General features: G+C 42.2%; 15 protein-coding genes and 1 pseudogene. 8 read left to right on the top strand and 8 right to left on the bottom strand.

Annotated elements, in window-relative coordinates:
* From Q0486_RS08225 to Q0486_RS08205, 5 genes are all read right to left on the bottom strand, one after another.
* Complete coding sequence (locus tag Q0486_RS08225; protein WP_299231976.1) at positions 1 to 690, bottom strand: succinate dehydrogenase/fumarate reductase cytochrome b subunit; 690 nt, start codon at positions 688 to 690, stop codon at positions 1 to 3.
* A gap of 134 nt (positions 691 to 824) precedes the next feature.
* Entirely contained in the window at positions 825 to 2387 is a 1563-nt protein-coding gene (locus Q0486_RS08220) for a S41 family peptidase (protein ID WP_299231975.1), read from the bottom strand.
* Positions 2388 to 2401: 14 nt separating this feature from the next.
* The gene (gene coaD / locus Q0486_RS08215) at positions 2402 to 2854 is read right to left on the bottom strand and encodes a pantetheine-phosphate adenylyltransferase (RefSeq protein WP_299231974.1); all 453 of its coding nucleotides are present in this window, start codon (positions 2852 to 2854) and stop codon (positions 2402 to 2404) included.
* A 5-nt stretch (positions 2855 to 2859) separates the two neighbouring features.
* Positions 2860 to 4800, bottom strand: coding sequence for a DNA topoisomerase IV subunit B (locus Q0486_RS08210; RefSeq protein WP_154044723.1), 1941 nt, complete (start codon positions 4798 to 4800; stop codon positions 2860 to 2862).
* Between the two features lie 13 nt (positions 4801 to 4813).
* Entirely contained in the window at positions 4814 to 5947 is a 1134-nt protein-coding gene (locus Q0486_RS08205) for an N-acetyltransferase (protein ID WP_299231971.1), read from the bottom strand.
* Positions 5948 to 6307: 360 nt separating this feature from the next.
* Between Q0486_RS08205 and Q0486_RS08200 the strand changes: the two genes are divergently transcribed.
* Positions 6308 to 8416, top strand: coding sequence for an HRDC domain-containing protein (locus Q0486_RS08200; RefSeq protein WP_299231969.1), 2109 nt, complete (start codon positions 6308 to 6310; stop codon positions 8414 to 8416).
* A gap of 184 nt (positions 8417 to 8600) precedes the next feature.
* The gene (locus tag Q0486_RS08195; protein WP_299231967.1) at positions 8601 to 10166 is read left to right on the top strand and encodes a glycoside hydrolase; all 1566 of its coding nucleotides are present in this window, start codon (positions 8601 to 8603) and stop codon (positions 10164 to 10166) included.
* A gap of 78 nt (positions 10167 to 10244) precedes the next feature.
* Here Q0486_RS08195 and Q0486_RS08190 read toward each other — a convergent pair whose 3' ends face one another.
* Positions 10245 to 10778 carry a hypothetical protein gene (locus Q0486_RS08190; protein ID WP_299231965.1) on the bottom strand — a complete coding sequence of 178 codons (534 nt, stop codon included), beginning with the start codon at positions 10776 to 10778 and terminating at the stop codon, positions 10245 to 10247.
* A 241-nt stretch (positions 10779 to 11019) separates the two neighbouring features.
* Between Q0486_RS08190 and Q0486_RS08185 the strand changes: the two genes are divergently transcribed.
* Entirely contained in the window at positions 11020 to 13467 is a 2448-nt protein-coding gene (locus Q0486_RS08185; protein ID WP_299231963.1) for a DUF4982 domain-containing protein, read from the top strand.
* A 65-nt stretch (positions 13468 to 13532) separates the two neighbouring features.
* Here Q0486_RS08185 and Q0486_RS08180 read toward each other — a convergent pair whose 3' ends face one another.
* The gene (locus Q0486_RS08180) at positions 13533 to 14447 is read right to left on the bottom strand and encodes a helix-turn-helix domain-containing protein (RefSeq protein WP_299231961.1); all 915 of its coding nucleotides are present in this window, start codon (positions 14445 to 14447) and stop codon (positions 13533 to 13535) included.
* A 171-nt stretch (positions 14448 to 14618) separates the two neighbouring features.
* On the opposite strand from Q0486_RS08180, the gene Q0486_RS08175 reads away from it, so the two are divergent.
* The 3 genes from Q0486_RS08175 to Q0486_RS08165 are packed head-to-tail and all read left to right on the top strand — an operon-like array spanning position 14619 to position 20203.
* A complete protein-coding gene (locus Q0486_RS08175) occupies positions 14619 to 15692 on the top strand; it encodes an efflux RND transporter periplasmic adaptor subunit (RefSeq protein ID WP_299231959.1) in 1074 nt (357 codons plus the stop codon).
* A gap of 20 nt (positions 15693 to 15712) precedes the next feature.
* A complete protein-coding gene (locus tag Q0486_RS08170; protein WP_299231957.1) occupies positions 15713 to 18829 on the top strand; it encodes an efflux RND transporter permease subunit in 3117 nt (1038 codons plus the stop codon).
* A gap of 24 nt (positions 18830 to 18853) precedes the next feature.
* Entirely contained in the window at positions 18854 to 20203 is a 1350-nt protein-coding gene (locus tag Q0486_RS08165) for a TolC family protein (protein ID WP_299231955.1), read from the top strand.
* Positions 20204 to 20389: 186 nt separating this feature from the next.
* On the opposite strand, the gene Q0486_RS08160 is transcribed toward Q0486_RS08165, so the two are convergent.
* The gene (locus tag Q0486_RS08160; protein WP_299231953.1) at positions 20390 to 21451 is read right to left on the bottom strand and encodes a DUF3810 domain-containing protein; all 1062 of its coding nucleotides are present in this window, start codon (positions 21449 to 21451) and stop codon (positions 20390 to 20392) included.
* Positions 21452 to 21567: 116 nt separating this feature from the next.
* On the opposite strand from Q0486_RS08160, the gene Q0486_RS08155 reads away from it, so the two are divergent.
* Together Q0486_RS08155 and Q0486_RS08150 are read left to right on the top strand one after the other, a co-directional pair.
* Entirely contained in the window at positions 21568 to 22800 is a 1233-nt protein-coding gene (locus Q0486_RS08155; RefSeq protein ID WP_299231951.1) for a spore maturation protein, read from the top strand.
* Positions 22801 to 22911: 111 nt separating this feature from the next.
* Positions 22912 to 23077, top strand: a pseudogene (locus Q0486_RS08150) (rRNA maturation factor); the annotation flags it as partial.

Raw genomic sequence — 23077 nt, 5'->3', positions numbered from 1 at the left:
TTAGCAAGCACCGCAACCCATCATGTTTTTCAGGAAGAATACTACTGCTACAAGAGCAAATCCCAACACGATGATTGTTGAATAGATGTTAGAGATGCATTTCCAACGGTTGATCCAAGTCTTGTTGTTCCAACCCAATGACTGCATAGAGCTCCAGAATCCGTGAGTAAGGTGGAACCAGAGAGCTGCCAACCAAACGAGGTACAATACGAAGAATACAGGGTTAGAGAATGTCTGCATGATGTAACCGTAACCGTCTGTTGCGTGAAGACCGCCCAACATCGGGTCGCCGATGATTTCAGCAAACTGCATCTTGTACCAGAAATTGACAAAGTGAAGTGCCAATCCCAAAATTACGATGATACCAAGAACAAGCATGTTCTGTGAAGCCCATTCTACGTTCTTTGGCTTAGCTGTTACTGCATAGCGTTCGCTACCGCGTGCAGCACGATTCTGGATAGTCAACCAGAAAGCGTAAATGATGTGAATTACAAACAAGGCAGCCAAACCTACTGTTGCAACCAATGCGTACCAGTTAGCACCCAGGAATTCGCAAATCATGTTGTATGCCTCACCTGAGAACAATGCAACAAGGTTCATCGCCATGTGAAATGTCAGAAACAGGACAAGGGCGATACCGGTAACGCTCATCACCACTTTCCTACCAATAGATGAATTACTTAACCACATAAATGATTGATTTTAAATTATTTAATAATTAAAACTAAAATAGTCTTTATTAATGGTTCTTAGACTTGGCAAAGTTAGGCTATTTCCATCATTATTACAAACAATTAAGGAAATAATTCTTTAATGAGCTCTAACTACTCCTCTATCAACTCAAGTCCTTTCTGCACCGTTTCGTTCATCGAGTTTATAACCTGGAAATACTCGTTCATATCCCATAGGTCGCGGGCAATAAGAGCTTTAAGCTGAGTCTTTATAAGAGGAAGTGCGGTCTTGTATTCGTCCTCCTTATATTCCACACCCAGAGTCTTACCAAGGGCTATCAGATCGGCGAGCATCTTGTCAGTAACTTCAAAACGCTTGTTGAAACGGTCGAATGTCTTGTATTTTTCTTTCCATTCGCTGCGGTTTGCGTCTATCAGTTTCAGGTTTTGCTGGACAATAGCTCCCTTGTCACGCAATGCAAGATAATAATCTGTATAATAAGTAGTGTCTATAGGCACAAAGTAGTCAGGCATTATACCTCCACCGCCATACACAATGCGTCCTTTCTTCAATGTCTTGGTTTTCAGAGAGTCAGGAAAGTGAATACTGTCGGCACTCTGCATCTCGCCACGGTTATATCTCTCTATAAGGTCTCTGTTATACTGTTCTATGCTTTCGTATGGTTTCTGTATGCATCTGCCCGAAGGAGTGTAATATCGTGCCACAGTGAGACGTATCATAGAACCGTCCGGAAGGTCTATAGGTCTCTGTACAAGTCCTTTACCGAATGTGCGTCGGCCTACTACAGTACCTCTGTCCCAGTCCTGAATGGCTCCTGTCACAATTTCACTTGCCGAAGCGGAGAACTCATCTACCAGAACTACAAGTTTGCCATTGCGGAAGTCGCCGTTTCCACGGGCCTTGAATTCTGTGCGCGGATTACGTTTTCCTTCAGTATAGACTATCAGCTCGCCTTTCTCCAGAATATGGTTGGCTATTTCGATGGCAGCGTTAAGATAGCCTCCTCCATTTCCCTGCAGGTCGAGAATAAGGTTGCGCATGCCTTTTTCCTGAAGCTTATGCAATGCATCTTCAAACTCATCGGCAGTAGTGGCTGCAAAACGGCTTATACGTATGTAGCCTGTAGTCTTGGTCATCATATACGAAGCATCAAGACTGTAAACAGGTATCTTATCGCGCTTCACAGTGAAAGTCAACAGTTCCTTCACTCCGCGACGCATAATTTTCAGATTGACTTTAGTTCCTTTAGGGCCACGAAGACGACGCATTATTTCCTCTGTACTCATCTTCACTCCGGCAATTACAGTATCATTGACTTCTATGATACGGTCGCCTGCCAGGATACCGACCTTTTCAGAGGGACCTCCAGACACCGGCTGGATAACGAAAAGTGTATCTGTAGCCATATTGAACTGAACTCCGATACCGTCGAAATTACCTACCAGCGGTTCGTTCAGTTTCTTGACTTCTTCAGGATCGGAATAAGTGGAATGCGGATCCAGTTCCTCGAGCATCTTGATTATGGCGTCTTCCACCAACTTGTCTTCGTCCACATCGTCAACATATAGATTGGCAATGGCGAACTCTGCCAGCTGAAGTTTTCTGGCAGGAGAATTCAATAATTTATTCTGAGCCTCAACTATTAATGAAATGCCCAACAATAAACATACAGTAAAAAATAGCTTCAATTTCATATATCTTGGTAAAATTAAAGTTTCATACCTTCAGGCAAGAAAGGACTTACATCCTTGCCGAACTGAAGAAGTTCGCGCACGATAGTGGAGCTTACCGAAGTCAGTTCAGGCTCGGTAAACAGCAGAATGGTTTCTATGCCTGCCATCTTGCGGTTAATGTCGGCAATGGTTTCTTCGTATTCAAAATCGCGAACGGTACGTATGCCGCGCACAATAAACTGCGCGCCACACTCGCGGGCGAAATCTATTGTCAGGCCGGAATATGCGGCAACCTTTATTCTAGGCTCGTCTGCATAGAGCTTGCTTATCATCTCCACACGTTTCTCTGTAGGAAACCATGTGCGCTTGCTGTCATTTATACCGATACCTATCACCACCTCGTCCATAAAGGTAAGGGCACGTTTCACTACCGAATAGTGTCCGATAGTAAACGGATCGAAGGTACCGGGGAATATTGCTTTTTTCATCTGATTTATAAATTTACGTCTTCCTCTACCACCAGATTTTCAATGATGAAGTTCTGTCTCTCCATGGTGTTCTTTCCCATATAGAATTCCAGAAGTTCCTTCACGGCATCAGTCTTTCTCAGAGTCACCTGCTCCAGACGCATATCTTCGCCGATAAAGTTACGGAACTCATCAGGAGATATTTCTCCCAGACCTTTGAATCGGGTTATTTCCGGATTAGGTCCTAGTTCATCAATAGCGGCAAGTCTTTCCTCGTCGGTGTAACAGTAGCGTGTAACGTATGTACCTTTCTTCCTGTTTCTCACACGGAACAGAGGAGTCTGAAGTATATACACGTGACCTTTCTTTATCAGATCGGGGAAGAACTGCAGGAAGAATGTTATCATCAACAGGCGTATGTGCATACCATCGACATCGGCATCGGTAGCCACAATCACCTTATTATATCTAAGTCCGTCCAGACCATCCTCGATGTTGAGTGCAGCCTGAAGGAGATTGAATTCCTCATTTTCGTAAACCACCTTCTTGGTAAGACCGAAAGAGTTGAGCGGTTTACCCCGCAAACTGAATACAGCCTGTGTATTCACATCGCGGCTCTTTGTTATTGAACCGCTGGCAGAGTCACCCTCGGTGATGAATATGGCACTATCCAGACGCGGGTCTTTTTCTTCGTCCTTCTTGCCGGACTTCACATCATTCAGATGTATGCGGCAGTCACGCAGCTTACGGTTATGCAGATTTGCCTTCTTTGCCCTTTCGCGTGCTATCTTTGTCACTCCGGCAATTGCTTTTCTTTCTTTCTCCGATTCCTGTATCTTCTGCAGCAATATTTCTGCCACATCAGGATGCTTGTGGAGATAGTTATCGACATTCTCCTTTATGAAATCGCCCACAAACTTATTCACACTTACTCCAGAAAGCGGATAAGGATTGCCGTCGGAATCTTTCTCAGGAGCCATTGTAAGCGAACCGAGCTTGATTTTTGTCTGGCTTTCGAATGTAGGTTCTATCACGTTTATCGCTATAGCAGCCACCAGACCGTTACGTATGTCCTGGAATTCAAGGTTTTTTCCATAGAATTCCTTTATGGTGCGTGCTATATGTTCCTTGAAGGCACTCTGATGCGTACCTCCCTGAGTGGTGTGCTGTCCGTTGACGAACGAATAATACTCCTCGCCATATTGAGGACTGTGAGTGAATGCTATTTCGATGTCCTCGCCTGTGATATGCACTATAGGATATATACCCTGTGCAGTCATATTGTCGTTCAGCAAATCCTCAAGTCCGTTACGGCTGACGATACGTCGTCCGTTGTAATATATAGACAAACCGGTGTTGAGGTAAGTATAGTTACGGAGCATCGTTTCGATAAACTCCGGACGGAAATGATAGTTAAGGAATAGGGTATTGTCCGGTTCGAAAAAGATAAACGTACCATTCTCCTCGTCAGTAGTCGAAGTGGTATCACTCACCAGCTCTCCCCTTTCGAAAATTGCCTCGCGCATCTGTCCGTCGCGTACACTTCGCGCAATGAATTTCACACTCAGTGCATTCACTGCCTTAGCACCCACACCATTAAGTCCGACACTCTTCTTGAAAGCCTTGGTATCGTATTTACCTCCGGTATTCAACATGGACACTGCATCCACAAGGCTTCCCAAAGGGATACCACGGCCATAGTCGCGCACTGACACTCTGAGATTATCTTCCAGAGTGATGTCGATACGCTTTCCTACCCCCATCTTGAATTCGTCAATACTGTTGTCCACCACTTCCTTGAGCAACACATATATACCGTCTTCCGCCTGCGAGCCGTCGCCCAGACGTCCGATGTACATACCCGGACGGGTACGCACGTGTTCCATGTCGCTCAAGTGACGAATGTTCTCTTCCGTATATGACACTTGAGGTTCCGAAGCATTAATATTCTGATTCAGTTCATCCATTGTATATAAAAACTCAATTAATCTTTCTCTTATAAGCACGACGACGCTTGTGCTGTACAGATTCGAATGCACTCCACTGCGACTGTACTTTCTTATTTTCTTCCAGTTCAGGGTTGCTTTCTCCGTATTCGAATCCCATTTCCTTATATACCGGTACAAGGTCGTAGAACAACAGTGCGTTCACACCCTTACTCTGATATTCCTGCTTCACTCCTACGAGCAGCAAATCTAGTATCTTAGGTTTCTTGATAAACAAGGCTTTGAGCAAGTGCCACCATCCGAAAGGGAACATCTTTCCCTTAGCTTTCTGAAGCGCCACAGACAATGAAGGCATTGATATACCTACTGCCACCAGCTCACCTTGGGCATCTTCCACAAGCGACACCATACGCAGGTCTATCACAGGCAGATACATCTTTATGTACTGGTCTATCTGTCCCTGAGTCATCTTTGAGAAGCCGTAAAGCGGAGCATAAGCCTCGTTGATAAGATCAAATATCCTCTGACCGTAATTTTTCTCATTCAGTTCCTTACGGGTGAGTTTCTTGATCTTGAGATTATATTTCTGAAGAATTATTTCTGATATACGTACAAACTTTTCAGGGAGTTTTTCAGGCACTTTGAGTTTGAATTCCACCCAGTCTGCTTCCTTTTCGAAACCAAGTTTCTCAATATGGGCAGGATAATATGGGTAATTATATATAGTTGCCATAGTACTCAGCTGGTCAAATCCCTCTACAAGCATTCCTTCAGGGTCCATATCGGTAAATCCAAGCGGACCTACCATATATTCCATACCTCTTTCCTTTCCCCACTTTTCCACTTCATCGATAAGAGCTTTCGACACCTCCGCGTCGTCGATAAAGTCAATCCAACCGAAACGTACCTCTTTCTTGTTCCATGTCTCGTTGGCACGGTTATTGATAATGGCTGCCACACGACCTACCGGTTTATCATCCTTAAATGCAAGGAAATATTCAGCCTCACAGAACTCGAATGCAGCATTCTTGTCCTTGCTTAGAGTGTTCACCATGTCGTCGTACAAATCAGGTACGGAATAAGGATTGTTTTTGTATAATTCATAATTGAGACGAATGAAAGTGCGAAAATCTTTCTTCGTCCTGACTTTCTTAATGATAATGGCCATTTTTGTTAAATTGAAATTTCGGCGTAAAGTTAATATTTTTTGTGCTTATTTCATGACTGTTACGGTAAAAATAAGGACTTTACTCTAAATAAGAAATTAATATTGGGAGCTAAAAAGAAAAATCTTTAGTATAAAAAACATATTGTATGCTTAATTATTCTATAAACTAAAGTTATGTTTTTATAAACCACACTGTTGTTTATAGAAATTACAGTGTGGTTTGTATAAATACAAGTTATATTTACAGATAATAAAAGGAATAAAATATCATTTCTACAGCACAAAATAAATTTTCCAGGTTGATGAAAGAAACAAATAAACTATATTTGCCATATATACTTGAATTAAAGCGAATCGCACATGAATACAAATCCGGAACTCGAGCTCGCCAATGCACTGATAGCACAGACAGGTACAAACATATTCCTGACCGGGAAGGCCGGTACAGGTAAAACTACATTCCTGAGAACACTGGTTAAAGAATCTCCCAAGAGAATGATTATCCTTGCACCTACCGGTATAGCCGCAATCAATGCAGGAGGAATGACAATACACTCGTTCTTCCAACTTCCTTTTGCACCGTACATTCCGGGAACTGCATTCGGAGGTGATGCCAAATACCGTTTCCGCTTCGGAAAGGAGAAACTGAACATCATGCGAAGTATTGACCTGCTTGTGATAGACGAGATAAGTATGGTTCGTGCCGACCTTCTGGATGCCATTGACGATGTGCTCCGCCGGTTCAGACGAAACAGCAAACCGTTCGGTGGGGTGCAACTTCTGCTCATTGGCGACATACAGCAGCTTCCACCAGTAGCCAAGAACGAGGAATGGCAGATGCTTTCGGAATACTACGACTCGCCGTATTTCTTTTCAAGCCATGCGCTAAGAGAGACTTCATTCTGCACCATAGAACTAAAGAAAGTCTATCGCCAGAGCGACATTCACTTCCTCTCGCTGCTGAATGCCATAAGGGAAAACCGCTGTACGGCCAATGACATAAAAGAGCTGAACAACAGATATATACCCGGCTTCAATCCTAATAATGATGACGGATATATCCGCCTCACTACTCATAACGTGCAGGCACAACAGATAAACCAGAGAAAACTGGACGAACTACCTACACGCAGCTATAAGTTCAAAGCTACCATAGATGGAAACTTTCCGGACTATTCATACCCTACCGACCTTGAACTGGAGTTGAAGAAAGGTGCACAGGTGATGTTCGTGAAAAACGACATATCGGGTATGCACCGTTATGCCAACGGAACTATAGGCCTCATTACAAATATTTCGAATGAAGGAATAGAAGTGACTGTAAACGAAACCGGAACCAAGGTAAATCTTGAAGAAGCCGAATGGGCAAATGCCAAATACACACTGGATGAAGAGACAAAAGAGATAGTGGAAGAAGTGGAAGGCACATTCAGGCAGTACCCTCTGAAACTGGCATGGGCGATAACAGTCCACAAGAGTCAGGGACTTACATTCGACAAGGCCATAATAGACGTGTCATCATCCTTTGCACACGGTCAGGCATATGTTGCACTGAGCCGATGCCGTACTCTTGAGGGCCTGGTACTCAGCTCGCCAATCTCTGCCGGAGCTGTGATAAGCGACAGAGTGATAGACTCGTTTACCGACGAACAACGCAAAACCACTCCTACCATGGAGCAATGCTCTGCCATGCAAAGAGCGTATTTCACTGACCTGCTGAAACAGCTATTCGGATTCAGGCAGTTGGAAATATCACTAAACCATTATATCAGGCTTATAGACGAACATCTGTACAAGACATACCCCAAACAGCTTGAAATGTATAAGAATGAAGCCGAACGTTTCAAACAGTCTATAACGGAAGTTAGTTCCAAATTCGAAAACCAATACATGCGTATGACTGCACTGGCCTCCGACTGCGAGACGGACAAAGCGCTTCAGGACCGCATATACAGCGCGTCACAATATTTTACCGAAATGCTCAGACCACTTCAGGACTTACTGGACAGTACGGACATAACATCGGACAACAAGGAAATAAGGAAAAGAATAGAAACGGCATTCGAAGAACTGACGGATGCAGTAAGAATAAAGTGTGCCCTCATGGAGCATGTACACGACAAAGGTTTCCACGTACAGGATTTTCTTCGCAAACGTGCCATATTAAGTATGGAAGAGGCAAAAGCCACAGCAAGCAAAAAACGTGAAAAAACAGAAAAGAAGATTCCTTTTGAAAGCAGCGACATCGAAAATATGGAACTGTATCGTGCACTGGTGGAATGGCGCAGAAAAGAGGCTGCTGACCAAGGATTACCGGCATATACAGTGCTCCAGCAGAAAGCAATTATCGGCCTGTCCAACCTAATGCCAAAGAATGAGCGTGAACTTCTCCGCGTCAAATGTATCGGCAAGAAGACTGTGGAGAAATACGGCAAGGCTATTATGGAGATAGTGGAGAGATACAGATAAACTTGACCTCAAATGGTTTTCTCAAATTAGATTATAGCTCACATTTTACATGTTTGCGATTTTTTTAGACATGGTAATATATAAACACTAATTTTTAGTCCATATTCAACTGAAATATATACGTATTTTCTGTTCTGCAATATATAACTTTGTGACATAGAACAATTTTTTTAATCTAAATATAATGAAAAAAGAACTGTTTTTATTAACTATCATGTCAGTATCTTCACTTTGTGCAAATGCAAAAGAGAAGACTTCCTACATAATCCAGACATCCAATCCAAAGCAACAGATAGAATATTTCAGTGCATCGGATGCATGGAGCATGTTCAGAATAGGATTATGGTCTAAGGAAAAACAAGAACAGGTTGCCGACTGGCTCTTCAGTACTGAGAACGACGCAAACGGACAACCTAAAGGAATTGGTCTGAGTCTATGGAGATTTAATGTTGGAGCAGGAAGTGCAGAACAGGGAGACAAAAGTCAGATCAACCCTGGAACAAGAACGGAATGTTTCCGTAATGAAGACGGCACCTACAATTGGAACAAACAAGAAGGACAGAGAAACTTTCTGAAACTGGCCAAAGAAAGAGGTGTAAACAGATTTCTTGCCTTTCTTAATTCTCCACCTGTATATTTTACAAAAAACGGACTAGCCACAAATACAGGACGAGGCGGCACTTTTAATCTCAAAGATGATTGTTACGATGATTTTGCAGTCTTCCTTGCCGATGTCGTAGAAGGAGTGGAAAAGCATGATGGAATAAAATTCAATTATCTATGCCCGGTAAACGAGCCAGACGGACACTGGAACTGGACAGGTCCAAAACAGGAAGGCAGTCCTGCAACAAACAGAGAAATAGCACGCGCGGTAAGACTTATAAGCAAGGAATTCGTCAAGAGAGGTATTGATACACAGATCCTGGTAAACGAATCGTCCGACTACAGATGTATGTTTGGCACACACATGGCAGACTGGCAAAGAGGTTACCACATCCAGTCGTTCTTCAATCCTGACAGTACAGCTACATATCTCGGCGACACTCCTAATGTTCCGAGAATGATTGTCGGCCATAGTTACTGGACTAACACTCCAATCAATAATCTGAGAAACTTCAGGGTACAACTAAAGGATACACTGGACAAATACAACGTCAAGTTCTGGCAGACAGAGACATGTATAATGAGTAACGATAAAGAGATTGGTGGCGGTGGCGGTTACGACTTCACAATGAAAACAGCATTGTACGTAGCCAGAATAATCCACCACGATATAGTTTATGCAGGAGCAAAAAGCTGGCAATGGTGGAGAGCCGTAGGCGGTGACTATAAAGACGGACTTATCAGAGAATATCCCAATGAGAATAATTCTGACGGAGAAGTAAAAGACTCAAGACTAATGTGGGCACTAGGTAATTACAGCCGATTCATAAGACCGAATGCACTCAGAATGGGAGTCATAGCCAAAAACAAAAAGGGAGAAATAATTCCTGAAGGAGATACCGACCCTGAAGGATTAATGCTTTCTGCCTATAAAAACAAAAACGGCAAATGGAGTATCGTCGTTATCAATTATTCGAATGAAGACAAGGATATATCATTCGACATTGAGAACCAGAAAGTAAGGAAATGGAAGATGTACAGAACTTCGGATGCTGAAAATGAAAAACTTAAACCAATCGGTAACTGTAAAGAGAATGAGACGATAAATATAACAGCCAGATCTATTGTAACATTCGTTTCTGAATAAGTTTTCTCAAAGAAATGCCCCGTCATTCAAATTTGAATGACGGGGCATTTTAACTTAAATGAGTTGGAATTTTAAATTTCACTTATTCTGCAATGGGCATTTCCCTTTATTAGCACGCTTCATAAATTTCTGATTATCAACAGGCTTCATCATCTTATGATGCATCATGCCCGGTCTCATCTCGCCACCAATACATGGTTGCTGGAATACCTTTTGTAATTGCTTTGCATTAAGTACTTCCTTGAACTTCTTGAAGTACTTTTTCTGTACATCCAACGCCTTCTGTCTTGCATCAAATCTGTCCTGTATAGCTTTCTCTATTTCGGCATCTGTCATCTCAGCTTTTTTCGTATCCTTATTTACGGCCGGACGACAGTCTTTCATAGCCTGAAGATACTCCTTATATAATGGAGTGAATTTTGCAGCTGTAGCATCGTCCATTACAAGTTTCTTCTCCATCATCTTCACATGTCGGTCCATCATCTGTTCTGGTGTAGGTCTCTGTTTTGCACGTTTCTGTACAGGTGCATCCTGATTATTCTGAGCCATTAAACCAAAACTGCTCATAGAAACAGCCAACATTACTACCAATGTCATTAATCTTGTTCTCATAATCGTATAAATTTAGATGTTTAACTTTCAATTGTCTGATACAAAATTAATGATTATATATTGATGAAAAACAGGTACTATTACGAATGGTGGTAAACGGTAGGAAAATAATGGTAAACTGCAAAAAATAGAAAGAAATACAAAAAGAATATGATAGAATTATGCCAATGATATAAATGTAAGTATTTTTGTAAACAGTTGACCAAGTTAATAATATACAAAATATAAAATCTTATATCACATGAAACTAACAAAACCAATAACCGTTTTTCTTTTTCTGGCTTCTGCCTTTACAGCAAGTCTATATGCACAAAGAAATATTACAACACTGGAGAAAGGATGGAAATTTCTTAAAGGTGATGCGCCGCAAGCCGAGAGTACTGAGTTTAACGACAGCAAATGGGAGAATGTGACTGTTCCACACGACTGGGCCATATTCGGACCTTTCGACAGAAATAATGACTTGCAGAATGTAGCTGTGACACAGAATCTGGAGACAAAGGCTTCTGTCAAGACAGGACGTACAGGAGGACTGCCATACGTCGGCACGGGATGGTACAGAACAGTATTCGATGTGGAGACAGGCAAGCAGACAACTCTTGTGTTCGACGGTGCAATGAGCGAGGCTCGCGTATACGTAAACGGACAAGAGGCATGCTTCTGGCCTTTGGGATATAACTCTTTCCACTGCGATGTTACCGACCTTATAAATAAGAACGGAAAGAATAATGTGCTCGCCGTAAGACTGGAAAACAGACCGCAATCGTCAAGATGGTATCCGGGTGCAGGGCTTTACAGAAACGTACATATAGTGACAACAGAAAAGATACACGTCCCTGTATGGGGTACACAGATTACAACTCCATACGTTGGACAGGATTATGCTTCGGTCTCACTCCGTACAGAGATAATAAATGCTGAGAAGAAGAAACTGACAGTAATCACAAAGATATACTCACCGGACGGAAAAATTGTGGCCGAAAAGAACAATCAGGGATTTATCAACCACGGGCAACCGTTCACTCAGAATTTTATAGTGAACAATCCTTTGCTGTGGTCACCTGAAAGTCCTAACCTTTATAAGGCTGTTTCGGAGATTTATGCCGATGACACTCTTCAGGACAAATACACCACAACTTTCGGAATCAGAACCATAGAATATATTGCCGACAAGGGTTTCTTCCTTAACGGAAAGCACCGCAAGTTCCAGGGTGTATGCAATCATCATGACCTTGGACCGCTCGGAGCAGCTGTAAACGTATCGGCTCTGCACCACCAATTGAAACTGCTGAAGGATATGGGATGCGACGCGATACGTACGGCCCACAATATGCCTGCGCCGGAACTGGTGCGACTTTGCGATGAAATGGGATTCATGATGATGATCGAGCCTTTTGATGAATGGGACATAGCCAAGTGCGACAACGGCTATCAGCGTTTCTTCAACGAATGGGCAGAAAAGGATATGGTGAACATGCTCAGACAGTATCGTAATAATGCATGCGTGGTGATGTGGAGTATCGGTAATGAAGTTCCTACCCAGTGCAGTCCGGAGGGTTATAAAGTTGCCAAATTCCTTCAGGATATCTGCCATAGGGAAGACCCTACACGACCTGTCACTTGCGGAATGGACCAGGTGAGCTGTGTACTGAACAACGGATTTGCAGCCATGCTTGATATTCCGGGATTCAACTATCGTGCACACCGATATGAAGAGGCATACGAAAGACTTCCACAAAACATTGTATTGGGCTCGGAAACTTCTTCTACAGTAAGCTCACGTGGCGTTTACAAGTTCCCGGCTGTCAAGAAGGCTCAGGCTATATACGACGACCACCAGTCGTCTTCATACGACCTTGAATACTGTTCATGGTCGAATATTCCTGACATTGATTTCGCATTGGCAGAAGACCATGAATGGACTATAGGACAATTCGTTTGGACCGGATTCGACTATCTGGGCGAACCAAGCCCGTATGACACAGACGCATGGCCTAACCACAGTTCGATGTTCGGTATCATTGACCTTGCATCCATTCCTAAAGACAGATATTATCTTTACAGAAGTGTATGGAATAAGAATGCCGAGACACTTCACATATTGCCGCACTGGAACTGGGAAGGATATGAAGGTAAGGATATACCTGTATTCGTCTATACCAACTATCCTTCGGCAGAATTGTTTGTTAACGGTGTAAGCCAGGGAAAAAGAACGAAGAATGACTCTACAGTAGTGAACCGTTACCGCCTGATGTGGCATAATGTCAAGTACCAGCCGGGAGAAGTAAAGGTGGTGGCATACGACAGCAACGGAAACAAAGTCGCTGAAAAATCGTTACATACAGCAGGGAAACCTTACCGCATCAGACTGCTTTCTGAATATACATCGCTTAAGGCTGACGGAAAAGATTTGGCATACGTCACTCTCCGTATTGAAGACAAAGACGGCAATCTATGTCCTACAGACGGACGTATGGTGAACTTCCGTGTAGACGGAGAAGGAAAATATAAAGCTTCGGCTAATGGCGACCCTACATGTCTTGACCTGTTCCACAAACCGCAGATGCATGCTTTCAACGGTATGCTCACTGTGATAGTTCAGGCAGGAGAGAAGCCGGGCAAGATTCGCCTGCGTGCATCTGCGAATGGCTTGAAAACGGGTGAGTTTGTGATACCAGTGACAGAATAAAATTAATTATAATACTGATATAACGGATAGAATTGCTATAGCGGGCAATCTCTATCCGTTTTTCATTAACTTTTCATATAAGCTTTAGGAGACATTCCAGTTCTCTTTTTAAAATACTTTCCGAAGAAAGACTGATTGGCAAAATTCAGCATATCACATACTTGCTGTACCGTATATTTATTGCTTTTCAGCAACGCTTTAGCCTCAAGTATCACATAGTCTCTTATCCACTCACCGGCAAGCCTTCCGGTAACATTCTTTATTACCTGTGAAAGGTACTTCGGAGAGATACATAATAAATCGGCATAATATGTTATACTGCGCTCCTGCATATAATTCTTCTGCACTGCTTGCATAAAACGTTTGTAAATCTCCTGATTTCTATTGTACTCTGAAGTATCTTCCACGTTATTTTTCATTTTGGTGAAATAATTATAGGAGTTATACATCAATACCTGGGTGTAGCCGTGCAAAGCACCTTCGCGAAATAAATTATCGGTCTCAGCCAGTTTCGATTTCATCCTTTTGTATATATCCAAAGCCTCATCAATGAATCCTCTGTCAAGATGCAATACCGGATTGGTATAAATATGCTGCTGTATGGAAAGTGCCGTGTCAATATTTTTCACCACATTGAAAAAATCATCGGAAAAAGCTATTACAGCCATGCGTGTATCCGGTAGCATACTGCAGAATTCGCCTATATTTCCTTTAAAGACCGTAATGGCATCACCTTCACGCGCTTCAAAATCCTCCAAATTGATTTTGACATTGATACCTCCCGACACTATAAGAATAGCTATTGTAAAAGATAATTTCATAGGATAGTTTACAAAAGACAATCCTCTGACATGTTTCTCATTTTCCGAATAATCAAAATTATCTATCAGTATCAGTTTGTTATCAATATGCTGAGCTCCGGGCTGTTTCGACAGATCACTCAAATTCAGGTTCAAAATAACGTTCTCTTCTTTCATCATAAATCATATTATACCTTTGGAAGAACAAATATATATAAAATAAACAGTTACACATATTATATCAATCCTTTAGACCAATTTGCTATTCTTTTTGATAATACAATAATATAAATAAATACTCAATTTTGCATCATAAAAAAGCATATTATAAACATAAAAAGCATATTGAGAATGAAAAGGAAAAAATTACTATGTCTGCCGGCATTACTGCTATGCCTGCTTTGCTCATGCGGTGAACAGAAAAAAACATCTTTACCTGTTCATAGCGTGGAGGTGACAAGTCCTACACCATCGTGTAAAACCATTACAAAAAGTTATTCAGGAATAGTACGCGAAGCACACGAAATCAGCCTTGGGTTCAAGACTGCCGGACAGATAAAACGCATTCACGTAGAAGAAGGTAAGTACGTGAGAAAAGGAGAGTTGCTTGCCGAACTTGATGACGAGGATTATAAACTCGGGGTAGAGGCACTGCAGATTCAATATGATCAGCTGAAAGACGAAGTGGCAAGGACAAGAAAGCTGTTCGAACAGAAAAGTGTATCGGCAAATGATTATGAAAAGGCATCTGCCGGACTCAGACAGCTTGGAGTGCAGCTGCAGGTCAACAAAAACAAGTTGGAATATACAAGACTGTATGCACCGGCAGACGGATATATACAGTCGGTAAATTTCTCACCTGCAGAAATGGTTGATGCCGGTACAGCAATGTTTACTTTCCTCGACGTATCGCATCTGGAAGTAAAAACGGATTTGCCGTCAAGTATATATAAGGTTATCAATAATGTGACAAGTTATGACTGTGTGGTTGCATCGGAAAAAGGATCACGGACATATCATATGGATTTTTTAAGTCTGTCGCCAAAAGCCGACGGAAACCAGTTATATCAGTTAAATCTGAAATTCAGAGAGAAGCCAGAAAAAAAGATTACCCCGGGAATGAATATTGAAGTACGTCTGACTATAGACGAGATGGATAAAGGCAAGGGTGGATTCAAGATACCGTTATGTTCGGTATTCATGAGCAGTGGCAACTCATGCGTATGGATACTGAAAGAGGATTCTACAATAGAAAAAAGAGTGATAACCTTTGACAACAATTTTTCAGGAGACCAGATTACAGTAATAAAAGGACTGAGCGGTACGGAAAAAATAATACGTGCAGGTGTAAACTCACTACAGGAAGGAGAGAAAGTTACAGTCATAGAACAACCTGAAAAAAGCAATGTCGGAGGACTTATATGATAAGAATTACAGAATACTTTATGAAACGGCCAATACAATTCTGGTCGTTCGTAACAGCTATAATAATTGCCGGAATACTTTCTTTCATCCAGATGCCTAAACTTGAAGACCCGGCAGTATCAGCAAAACAGGCTATGGTTATAGTACCATATCCGGGAGCAAGCGCACACGAAACAGAGCTTAAAGTGGCTCTGATGATGGAAGAGGAATTGCGCGCACTGCCTAACGTAAACAAGATAAAGACCGAATGCAGAAACGGAATGGCAATGTTTACGGTGGAATTCCAGATGACAGTCCTTACCAAAGATTTGGAACAGCATTTTGACCTGCTGCGCCGCAAGGTGAACGATGCATCGTCCAGACTTCCACAGGGATGTTATGACCCTATAGTGATAGACGACATGATGGACGTTTACGGTATCTTCTACGCATTTACCGCCGACGGATATGATTATCCGGAAATGTACAAATATGCCCAAATGATTAAGCGTGAGCTGTCCGGCGTAAAGGGTGTGAAAAGAATAAATATTGTAGGGAACCGTGATGAGGTTATTAATATCACTCTGTCAAAAGAACAGATTTCAAGAAATGGGGTAATACCTACACAAATAATGTCCACTTTGCAGGGAGCTTTTAAGACAGTAAATGCCGGAAAATATCAGAGCGGAAACGAACTTATTCCTATTTATGTGGATTCAGAAAGCAAGGATGAAAACGACATCAGGAATCTTCTGATACAGACCACAGACGGCAAAACACTTAGACTGGGAGATATAGCCAAAATTGAAAGAACATACTCCAAACCTCAAAGGAACGGTTTCTTCGTCAACGGCAAGCCGGCACTTGCAATCTGTATCGCAATGGAATCGTCGGCCATAGTGCCCGATGTAGGAAAGGCTGTCGACAAGCGTCTTGAAGAAGTAATGAAGAATATCCCTGCGGGAATGAATACCGAGAAGATATTTTTCCAGCCTGATAAAGTAGAAGATGCCATTTCTTCTTTCATGTGGAATCTGGTGGAATCAGTGGCCATAGTAATACTGGTACTGATATTCACTATGGGATTCCGGAGCGGTCTGATTATCGGTTTCGGCCTGATACTTACGGTTGCAGTATCTTTCCCTATACTGCTGGTATGCGGAACTACACTGCAACGAATATCATTGGGTGCATTCATAGTGGCTATGGGTATGCTTGTGGATAATGCCGTAGTAATAATGGACGGTATCCTTATTGATAAGAAACGCGGACTTGCGCCAAAGAATTACCTTTACAGAATAGGACAGAACACTGCCATGCCATTGCTCGGTGCCACTATCATTGCGGCGTCAACATTCCTGTGTGTATATCTGTCGCCCGACTCGGCAGGAGAGTATTCCGGTGACTTGTTCCTGGTATTATGTGTTAGTCTTCTGGCAAGCTGGATACTGGCTCTTGTGCAGGTGCCGGTATGCGCAAAGACATGGTTGCCGGCAAGGGAACATACTGCCGAAAATGGTAATAAGACAATAATGAATTCACCTGTACACAAGTTCGTACGTAACACTATATCACGGCTTATAGACTATAAAAAAACGGCCATAGGAGTCGCATTCGCGATACTGATACTGTGTTTTGCCGGAATGGGCAAAGTCAAGAATCTGTTTTTCCCTGATTTCGACTATAAACAGTATGTAGTGGAATGCTTTTTCCCTTCTGCCACCAGTCCGGATGTAGTACGTGACAAACTTCTGGAGATGAGCAGTCTGTTGTCCGAACGTAAGGATATAGAAAGAATCGCTGTCAGTCAGGGAAGCGCCCCTGCACACTATTGCCTTGTAAGACCTATGACTTCAGGAGGTGACTGCTACGGCGAGCTGATTATCGACTGCAAAGACTATAATACGGTAGTGAAACAGATACCCGAAATAAGGCGTGAATTGAGAGAAAAGTATCCGGACGCATACATACGCTGCAGGAAGTATAATTTCTCAATCTCTACATCACACACTGTCGAGGTGGAATTTGCAGGTCCGGACCCTGCCATACTGAAAGAATTGAGCAGCAAAGCAGAGGATATAATGAAAAGATGCGAATATGTTGACCCGTATTCCGTACAAAACAACTGGAAGCCATACGGCAAATCGTACGTCACAAAATATTTACAACAGGATGCGCTACGCTCAGGAGTAGGAAGAAGTGATATTGCCAATGCCCTTATGGCTGCCACAGACGGAATGCCTGTAGGAGCAATCAATGATCAGGACAAGACTATCGTAGTAAACATGCTTGTAAGGAACGAAGACGGAAGCCGTATAGACGATTTGAACAATATTCCTGTATGGAGCATGATGAACCTTCATCTGTCTAACGACGAGCTTAACTCTACCATTGCTGGAGGAAAAGGAATGAGTGAGTTGCAGGACAAGATTTTCCGTGCCACACCTCTAAGCCGTGTAGCTGAAGGAATAACTATGGAGTGGGATGAAGACATAGTTATGCGCTTAAACGGACAAAGGGTCATAGAAGCAGAATGTGACCCAAACTCAGAAATTGACGAAGCCACACCGGCTAAAGTGGTAGAATCAATAAAAGAGGAGATTGAAGCCATTGACCTACCGGCAGGATACAGCATGAGATGGGTAGGCGAAGGAGAAGTACAGGGAGAAGCCATCAACAACTTGATGAAATATGTACCTATTACTATCTTCATAATCCTTGCCATTCTTCTGTTGCTGTTCAACAGCTGGAAAAAGGTTATACTCATTCTGATATGTTTCCCGTTTGTATTTTGCGGCATTGTCCCTTCATTATTGATAACAAACCAGCCTATGACATTTATGGCAATCATAGGTATGATGGGGCTGATAGGTATGATGGTCAAGAACGCGATTGTACTTGTGGATGAAATAAACAGACTACAGACTGAAGAAAAGAAAACGCCATATACTGCAGTTATAGAAGCTACCGTATCTAGGGTACGCCCGGTATTGATGGCATCACTCACTACAATAGTAGGCATGATACCTCTGATTACAGACCCGATGTACAGCTCTATGGCTATAACCATAATGGGAGGACTGGCAATAGGTACACTTATCACATTGATACTGTTACCAATCTTCTATACAGTACTTTTCAATATAAAGAAAGCTTAATTACATACATCAATCTTTATAAAAATGATAAACAGACTTTTTCAAATATTATTTACAACAACGGCTTTTATATTTATCCAGGATATAAGCATAAAAGCACAGGAGACTATAAAGCTAAGCCTGGCTTCTTGTCGGGAAATGGCTTTATCGCAAAGCGAATCTCTGCAACAGGCTGAACATAAATACCAGCAGTCACAACTGGACAATAAAATAGCGACTTCGGCTTTTCTGCCGAAAGTCGAGGCTTCAGCCACCGGAACATACATATTTCCAGATATGGACATGATGGGTATGGACCTCAGAATGCGAGGAATGTATATGGCAGGAATAACCCTTACTCAACCACTATACGCAGGAGGGAAGATAATGACAGGAAAGAAGCTTTCAAAACTGGGAGAGTCTATAGCATCCGAACAGAAAAGAATGACAATGATGGACGTGCTGGTAGAAGCCGACAATGCTTATTGGACACTGATTGCCGTCAGACAAAAGGTAAAAATGCTGGACAGTTATAAAGAACAGATGGACTCGCTTTTCTCTCAAGTAAAAACCGCTGTCGGGGCAGGACTGAGCACCGAGAACGAACTCCTTAGGATAGAGGCAAGCAGAAGCGACATTTTATACCAAATACAGAAAGCCAGGAACGGAGAGGACTTATGCCGCATGTCGCTATGCAGAATTACCGGCATAGACTCAAATGCTGAAATTGAACTTACCGACACAACGATACACGTTAATGAGCCGAAACTTCTGACAGCGGATATTAACGAACGCCCTGAACTCAATCTGCTCAAGCATCAGATGGACGCCACCCAAAAGCAAATACAGATGTCGCGTGCAAACATGCTGCCAACAATAGGACTTGTAGCAGGATATACCTATTACGGCAATATCAAGCTTAACAGTATGGTTGACGCAGGCAACGGAACCATGGTGCCATACTCGCAGGAATTCCGCGATGGGTTAGGGGCGGTAATGCTGTCTGTAAAAATTCCGATATTCGAGTGGGGAGCAAATCTGAAGAAAGTGAAAAAGGCAAAGCTTGATTTCAAGAATGCGGAACTGGAATTAAGCAAGAACTCACGGCTTATGACTTTGGAAGCTCAAAGCGCTCTGAAAAATGTTTACGACGGTTACCAGCTTATCAGGACAGCAGAAGTTGGACTTAAACAGGCAGAGGAGAATTTGAGAGTAACCAATAACAAATATAATGTTTCGATGGCACTGCTTACTGACTTGCTCGATGCACAGTCTCAGTGGAAGCAGGCAAAAAGTAATCTTATTGAAGCACAAACGCAGTATAAAATTTATGAAACAGAGTATTTAAGGGCAACAGGAAGGCTAAATCAGGAATTTTCTCCAGATTATCAATAATAACCCCAACTTAAATAGTATCAAAAAGACAGCCACACACAAATATTCTTAATACTTATGTTACATTAAGTGCTGTATTACGAGCATTTCATCTACAGAATGCTACAAAACAGTATATAATACAGCTATTGGCAGGCTTGCGAGAATTAAAAAATCAGAGTCATCACGTACAGATACCCGATTTTTTCAATTCTCAGCAAGCATTTTTATACCTTCGTCAGGCAAAGACAACAAAAGCCCGACAACCTCGGCATAATTTTTCTGTCCTGACGAAATTCTATTTCCTTTCAGATAAAGTTCATACATTGCCGACTGTATCTCGCCAAGCAACGGACTATAAAGAGACGACCAATGCTCGCGTTTTTCCTGATACTGTTTTATCACTTCCGGTCGGACACCAGAAATCCAGTTTTTATAATCTTCTTCATTTAACAAACCCCGCGCATTCATCAGCACATATGAAAAGAGTCCGAAATAGCCACTGTACTTAATCTCTGCGTCGGAAGAAAGAAGACAGGTCTGATATGCCCAAAGATTTGCTTCCGCCTCACTGCTTATTCCCAAGAGATGGGAAAGTTCGTGAGCGTATGTGAAAGGATATTCCAACGGAGTAATCTGCATATTGATATGCGACTCAGCAAAGAACGGTCCCATAAACCCGAGAACGCCAGAACCGGAATAAAGAGAATTGAAAAGCAGTGTCTTTGGATGTTGAAACGAACGGGGAGTGGCAAGCCCGTAAACATCAGACACTTTTTTGTAAGATAATTTTATTTCTTCATGAACATGCTCTGCAGATACGGTATCAATATTGCAACAGTATCTGTTCAGACTGTCGGTATATGAATACAGAAAATCTTTAAAACGCTGTTCATCGTATTTAGCAGGAGAGACACCGGCCCTTGTGAAAAAACTCTCACGATAATAGTTTATTCCCCAACCGATATAAAACCATACGTATATCCATAAAAGCATTTCTGCCTCACGCAATAGAACCGTTCTCCATTTCAGTTTTCTGCGTATCCGCCATACAAACGGAAATACTACGATCGACAATATCATCAGTAAAATACCTATCTCATCGAGAGAAAACGGCACAACGGATGATATTGCAGAAAGCACATATGATAATGACGGATAAATGCTTCGTGAATAAAACTCTGCGACACCGACATTCAGCGACGAGAGAATTACAAACAGAAAGAGCAGCAGGAGCAGGGGCCACCGTAAATATTTAAACTTGAACATAAGCGGATGAGTTTTTAAGTTTAAGTAACGGCAAAATTATCTTTTTCTGATTAAAATACTTATTTTTGTAAAAGATTTTTCTAACTGATTTATAACCAAAAAACGATAAACGATTTATGGTATTGAACTACATCTGGATAGCATTTTTCCTTATAGCATTCGTAGTGGCAACAGTAAGACTGGTCTTTATGGGAGACACAGGTGTTTTCCCGGCTATCATCAATTCTACATTCGACTCAGCTAAGACAGCGTTCGACATCTCACTGGGACTGACAGGGGTGTTGTCTTTATGGCTCGGTATTATGAAAATTGGGGAACTTGGGGGAGTGATAAATATGTTCTCAAGGGTACTGAGTCCGCTATTCACAAAGCTGTTTCCCGATATACCGAAAGGACATCCGGTTACAGGAAGTATCTTCATGAATCTTGCAGCTAATATGCTGGGACTGGACAATGCCGCCACTCCGTTAGGACTGAAAGCGATGGAAGGACTACAGGAGCTGAACACAAAAAAGGACACAGCCAGCAATCCGATGATAATGTTCCTTGTGCTGAATACCTCCGGACTTACCATTATTCCGATAAGCATAATGGTGTATAGGGCACAACTTGGAGCTGCACAGCCTACTGATGTATTTGTACCGATACTGCTTGCTACGTTCTTTTCAACATTGGCAGGAATTATCGCCGTAAGCGTTTATCAGAAAATCAATCTTCTGAACAGAACTATACTGCTGTTTCTGGGTGGAGCCAGCCTGTTCATCGCAGGAATAATATATTTCTTCACTACGCTTTCAAGGGAGATGATTGATATATATTCCACTACAACCGCAAATGTATTCCTGTTCCTGATTATTATCGGCTTTATACTTACGGGAATACGCAAGAAAGTCAATGTTTACGATGCGTTTGTAGAGGGTGCGAAAGAAGGATTTACCACAGCTGTAAGAATCATACCATATCTGGTAGCTATACTTGTAGCAATAGGGGTGTTCCGCGCTTCTGGAAGTATGGATTATATCATCAACGGAGTAGCCACATTGGTTGGCTGGTGTGGAATAGACAGCGAATTTGTAGCGGCACTGCCTACAGCCATTATGAAACCTTTGAGCGGAAGCGGTGCACGCGGACTTATGGTTGATGCAATGACAACATACGGTGCAGATTCATTCGTAGGACGTATGGCTTGTATCTTCCAGGGCTCAACTGATACTACATTCTATATCCTCGCAGTTTATTTCGGAAGTGTAGGAATAAGCAAGACAAGACATGCTGTTCCTTGCGGACTATTGGCTGACTTGGCAGGAATAATTTCAGCCATATTTATATGCTATTTGTTCTTCGGATAAAACGCTTCGTCGTTTTAAATAAAACGTACTGTCGTTTTGACTAAAACGCCTTGACGTTTTTATTGGAACTCTTTTACATCAGAAAAGAAACTAAAAACAAAACACATATTTATGATAACTTATCAGACAGACGGGGTTGAAATGCCCGACATCAAAAAGAGAGAAACTACAGAATGGATAAAAGCCGTAGCCGCCTCGTACGGTTTGCGCGTGGGAGAGATTGCCTACATCTTCTGTTCGGACGAAAAAATTCTGGAAGTGAACAGACAGTATCTGC

The organism is uncultured Bacteroides sp. (genome assembly GCF_937912035.1).
GTDB lineage: Bacteria > Bacteroidota > Bacteroidia > Bacteroidales > Bacteroidaceae > Phocaeicola.
This window is presented reverse-complemented; position numbering and strand designations above follow the sequence as displayed.

Bases quoted from the DNA above. Each gene is read 5' to 3' on its own strand.
- Q0486_RS08180 (WP_299231961.1), bottom strand. From the start codon at position 14,447: ATGATGAAAGAAGAGAACGTTATTTTGAACCTGAATTTGAGTGATCTG.
- Q0486_RS08190 (WP_299231965.1), bottom strand. From the start codon at position 10,778: ATGAGAACAAGATTAATGACATTGGTAGTAATGTTGGCTGTTTCTATG.
- Q0486_RS08170 (WP_299231957.1), top strand. From the start codon at position 15,713: ATGAAACGGCCAATACAATTCTGGTCGTTCGTAACAGCTATAATAATT.
- Q0486_RS08160 (WP_299231953.1), bottom strand. From the start codon at position 21,451: ATGTTCAAGTTTAAATATTTACGGTGGCCCCTGCTCCTGCTGCTCTTT.
- Q0486_RS08210 (WP_154044723.1), bottom strand. From the start codon at position 4,800: ATGGATGAACTGAATCAGAATATTAATGCTTCGGAACCTCAAGTGTCA.
- Q0486_RS08200 (WP_299231969.1), top strand. From the start codon at position 6,308: ATGAATACAAATCCGGAACTCGAGCTCGCCAATGCACTGATAGCACAG.
- Q0486_RS08195 (WP_299231967.1), top strand. From the start codon at position 8,601: ATGAAAAAAGAACTGTTTTTATTAACTATCATGTCAGTATCTTCACTT.
- Q0486_RS08225 (WP_299231976.1), bottom strand. From the start codon at position 690: ATGTGGTTAAGTAATTCATCTATTGGTAGGAAAGTGGTGATGAGCGTT.
- Q0486_RS08185 (WP_299231963.1), top strand. From the start codon at position 11,020: ATGAAACTAACAAAACCAATAACCGTTTTTCTTTTTCTGGCTTCTGCC.
- Q0486_RS08175 (WP_299231959.1), top strand. From the start codon at position 14,619: ATGAAAAGGAAAAAATTACTATGTCTGCCGGCATTACTGCTATGCCTG.
- Q0486_RS08205 (WP_299231971.1), bottom strand. From the start codon at position 5,947: ATGGCCATTATCATTAAGAAAGTCAGGACGAAGAAAGATTTTCGCACT.
- Q0486_RS08165 (WP_299231955.1), top strand. From the start codon at position 18,854: ATGATAAACAGACTTTTTCAAATATTATTTACAACAACGGCTTTTATA.
- coaD (WP_299231974.1), bottom strand. From the start codon at position 2,854: ATGAAAAAAGCAATATTCCCCGGTACCTTCGATCCGTTTACTATCGGA.
- Q0486_RS08155 (WP_299231951.1), top strand. From the start codon at position 21,568: ATGGTATTGAACTACATCTGGATAGCATTTTTCCTTATAGCATTCGTA.
- Q0486_RS08220 (WP_299231975.1), bottom strand. From the start codon at position 2,387: ATGAAATTGAAGCTATTTTTTACTGTATGTTTATTGTTGGGCATTTCA.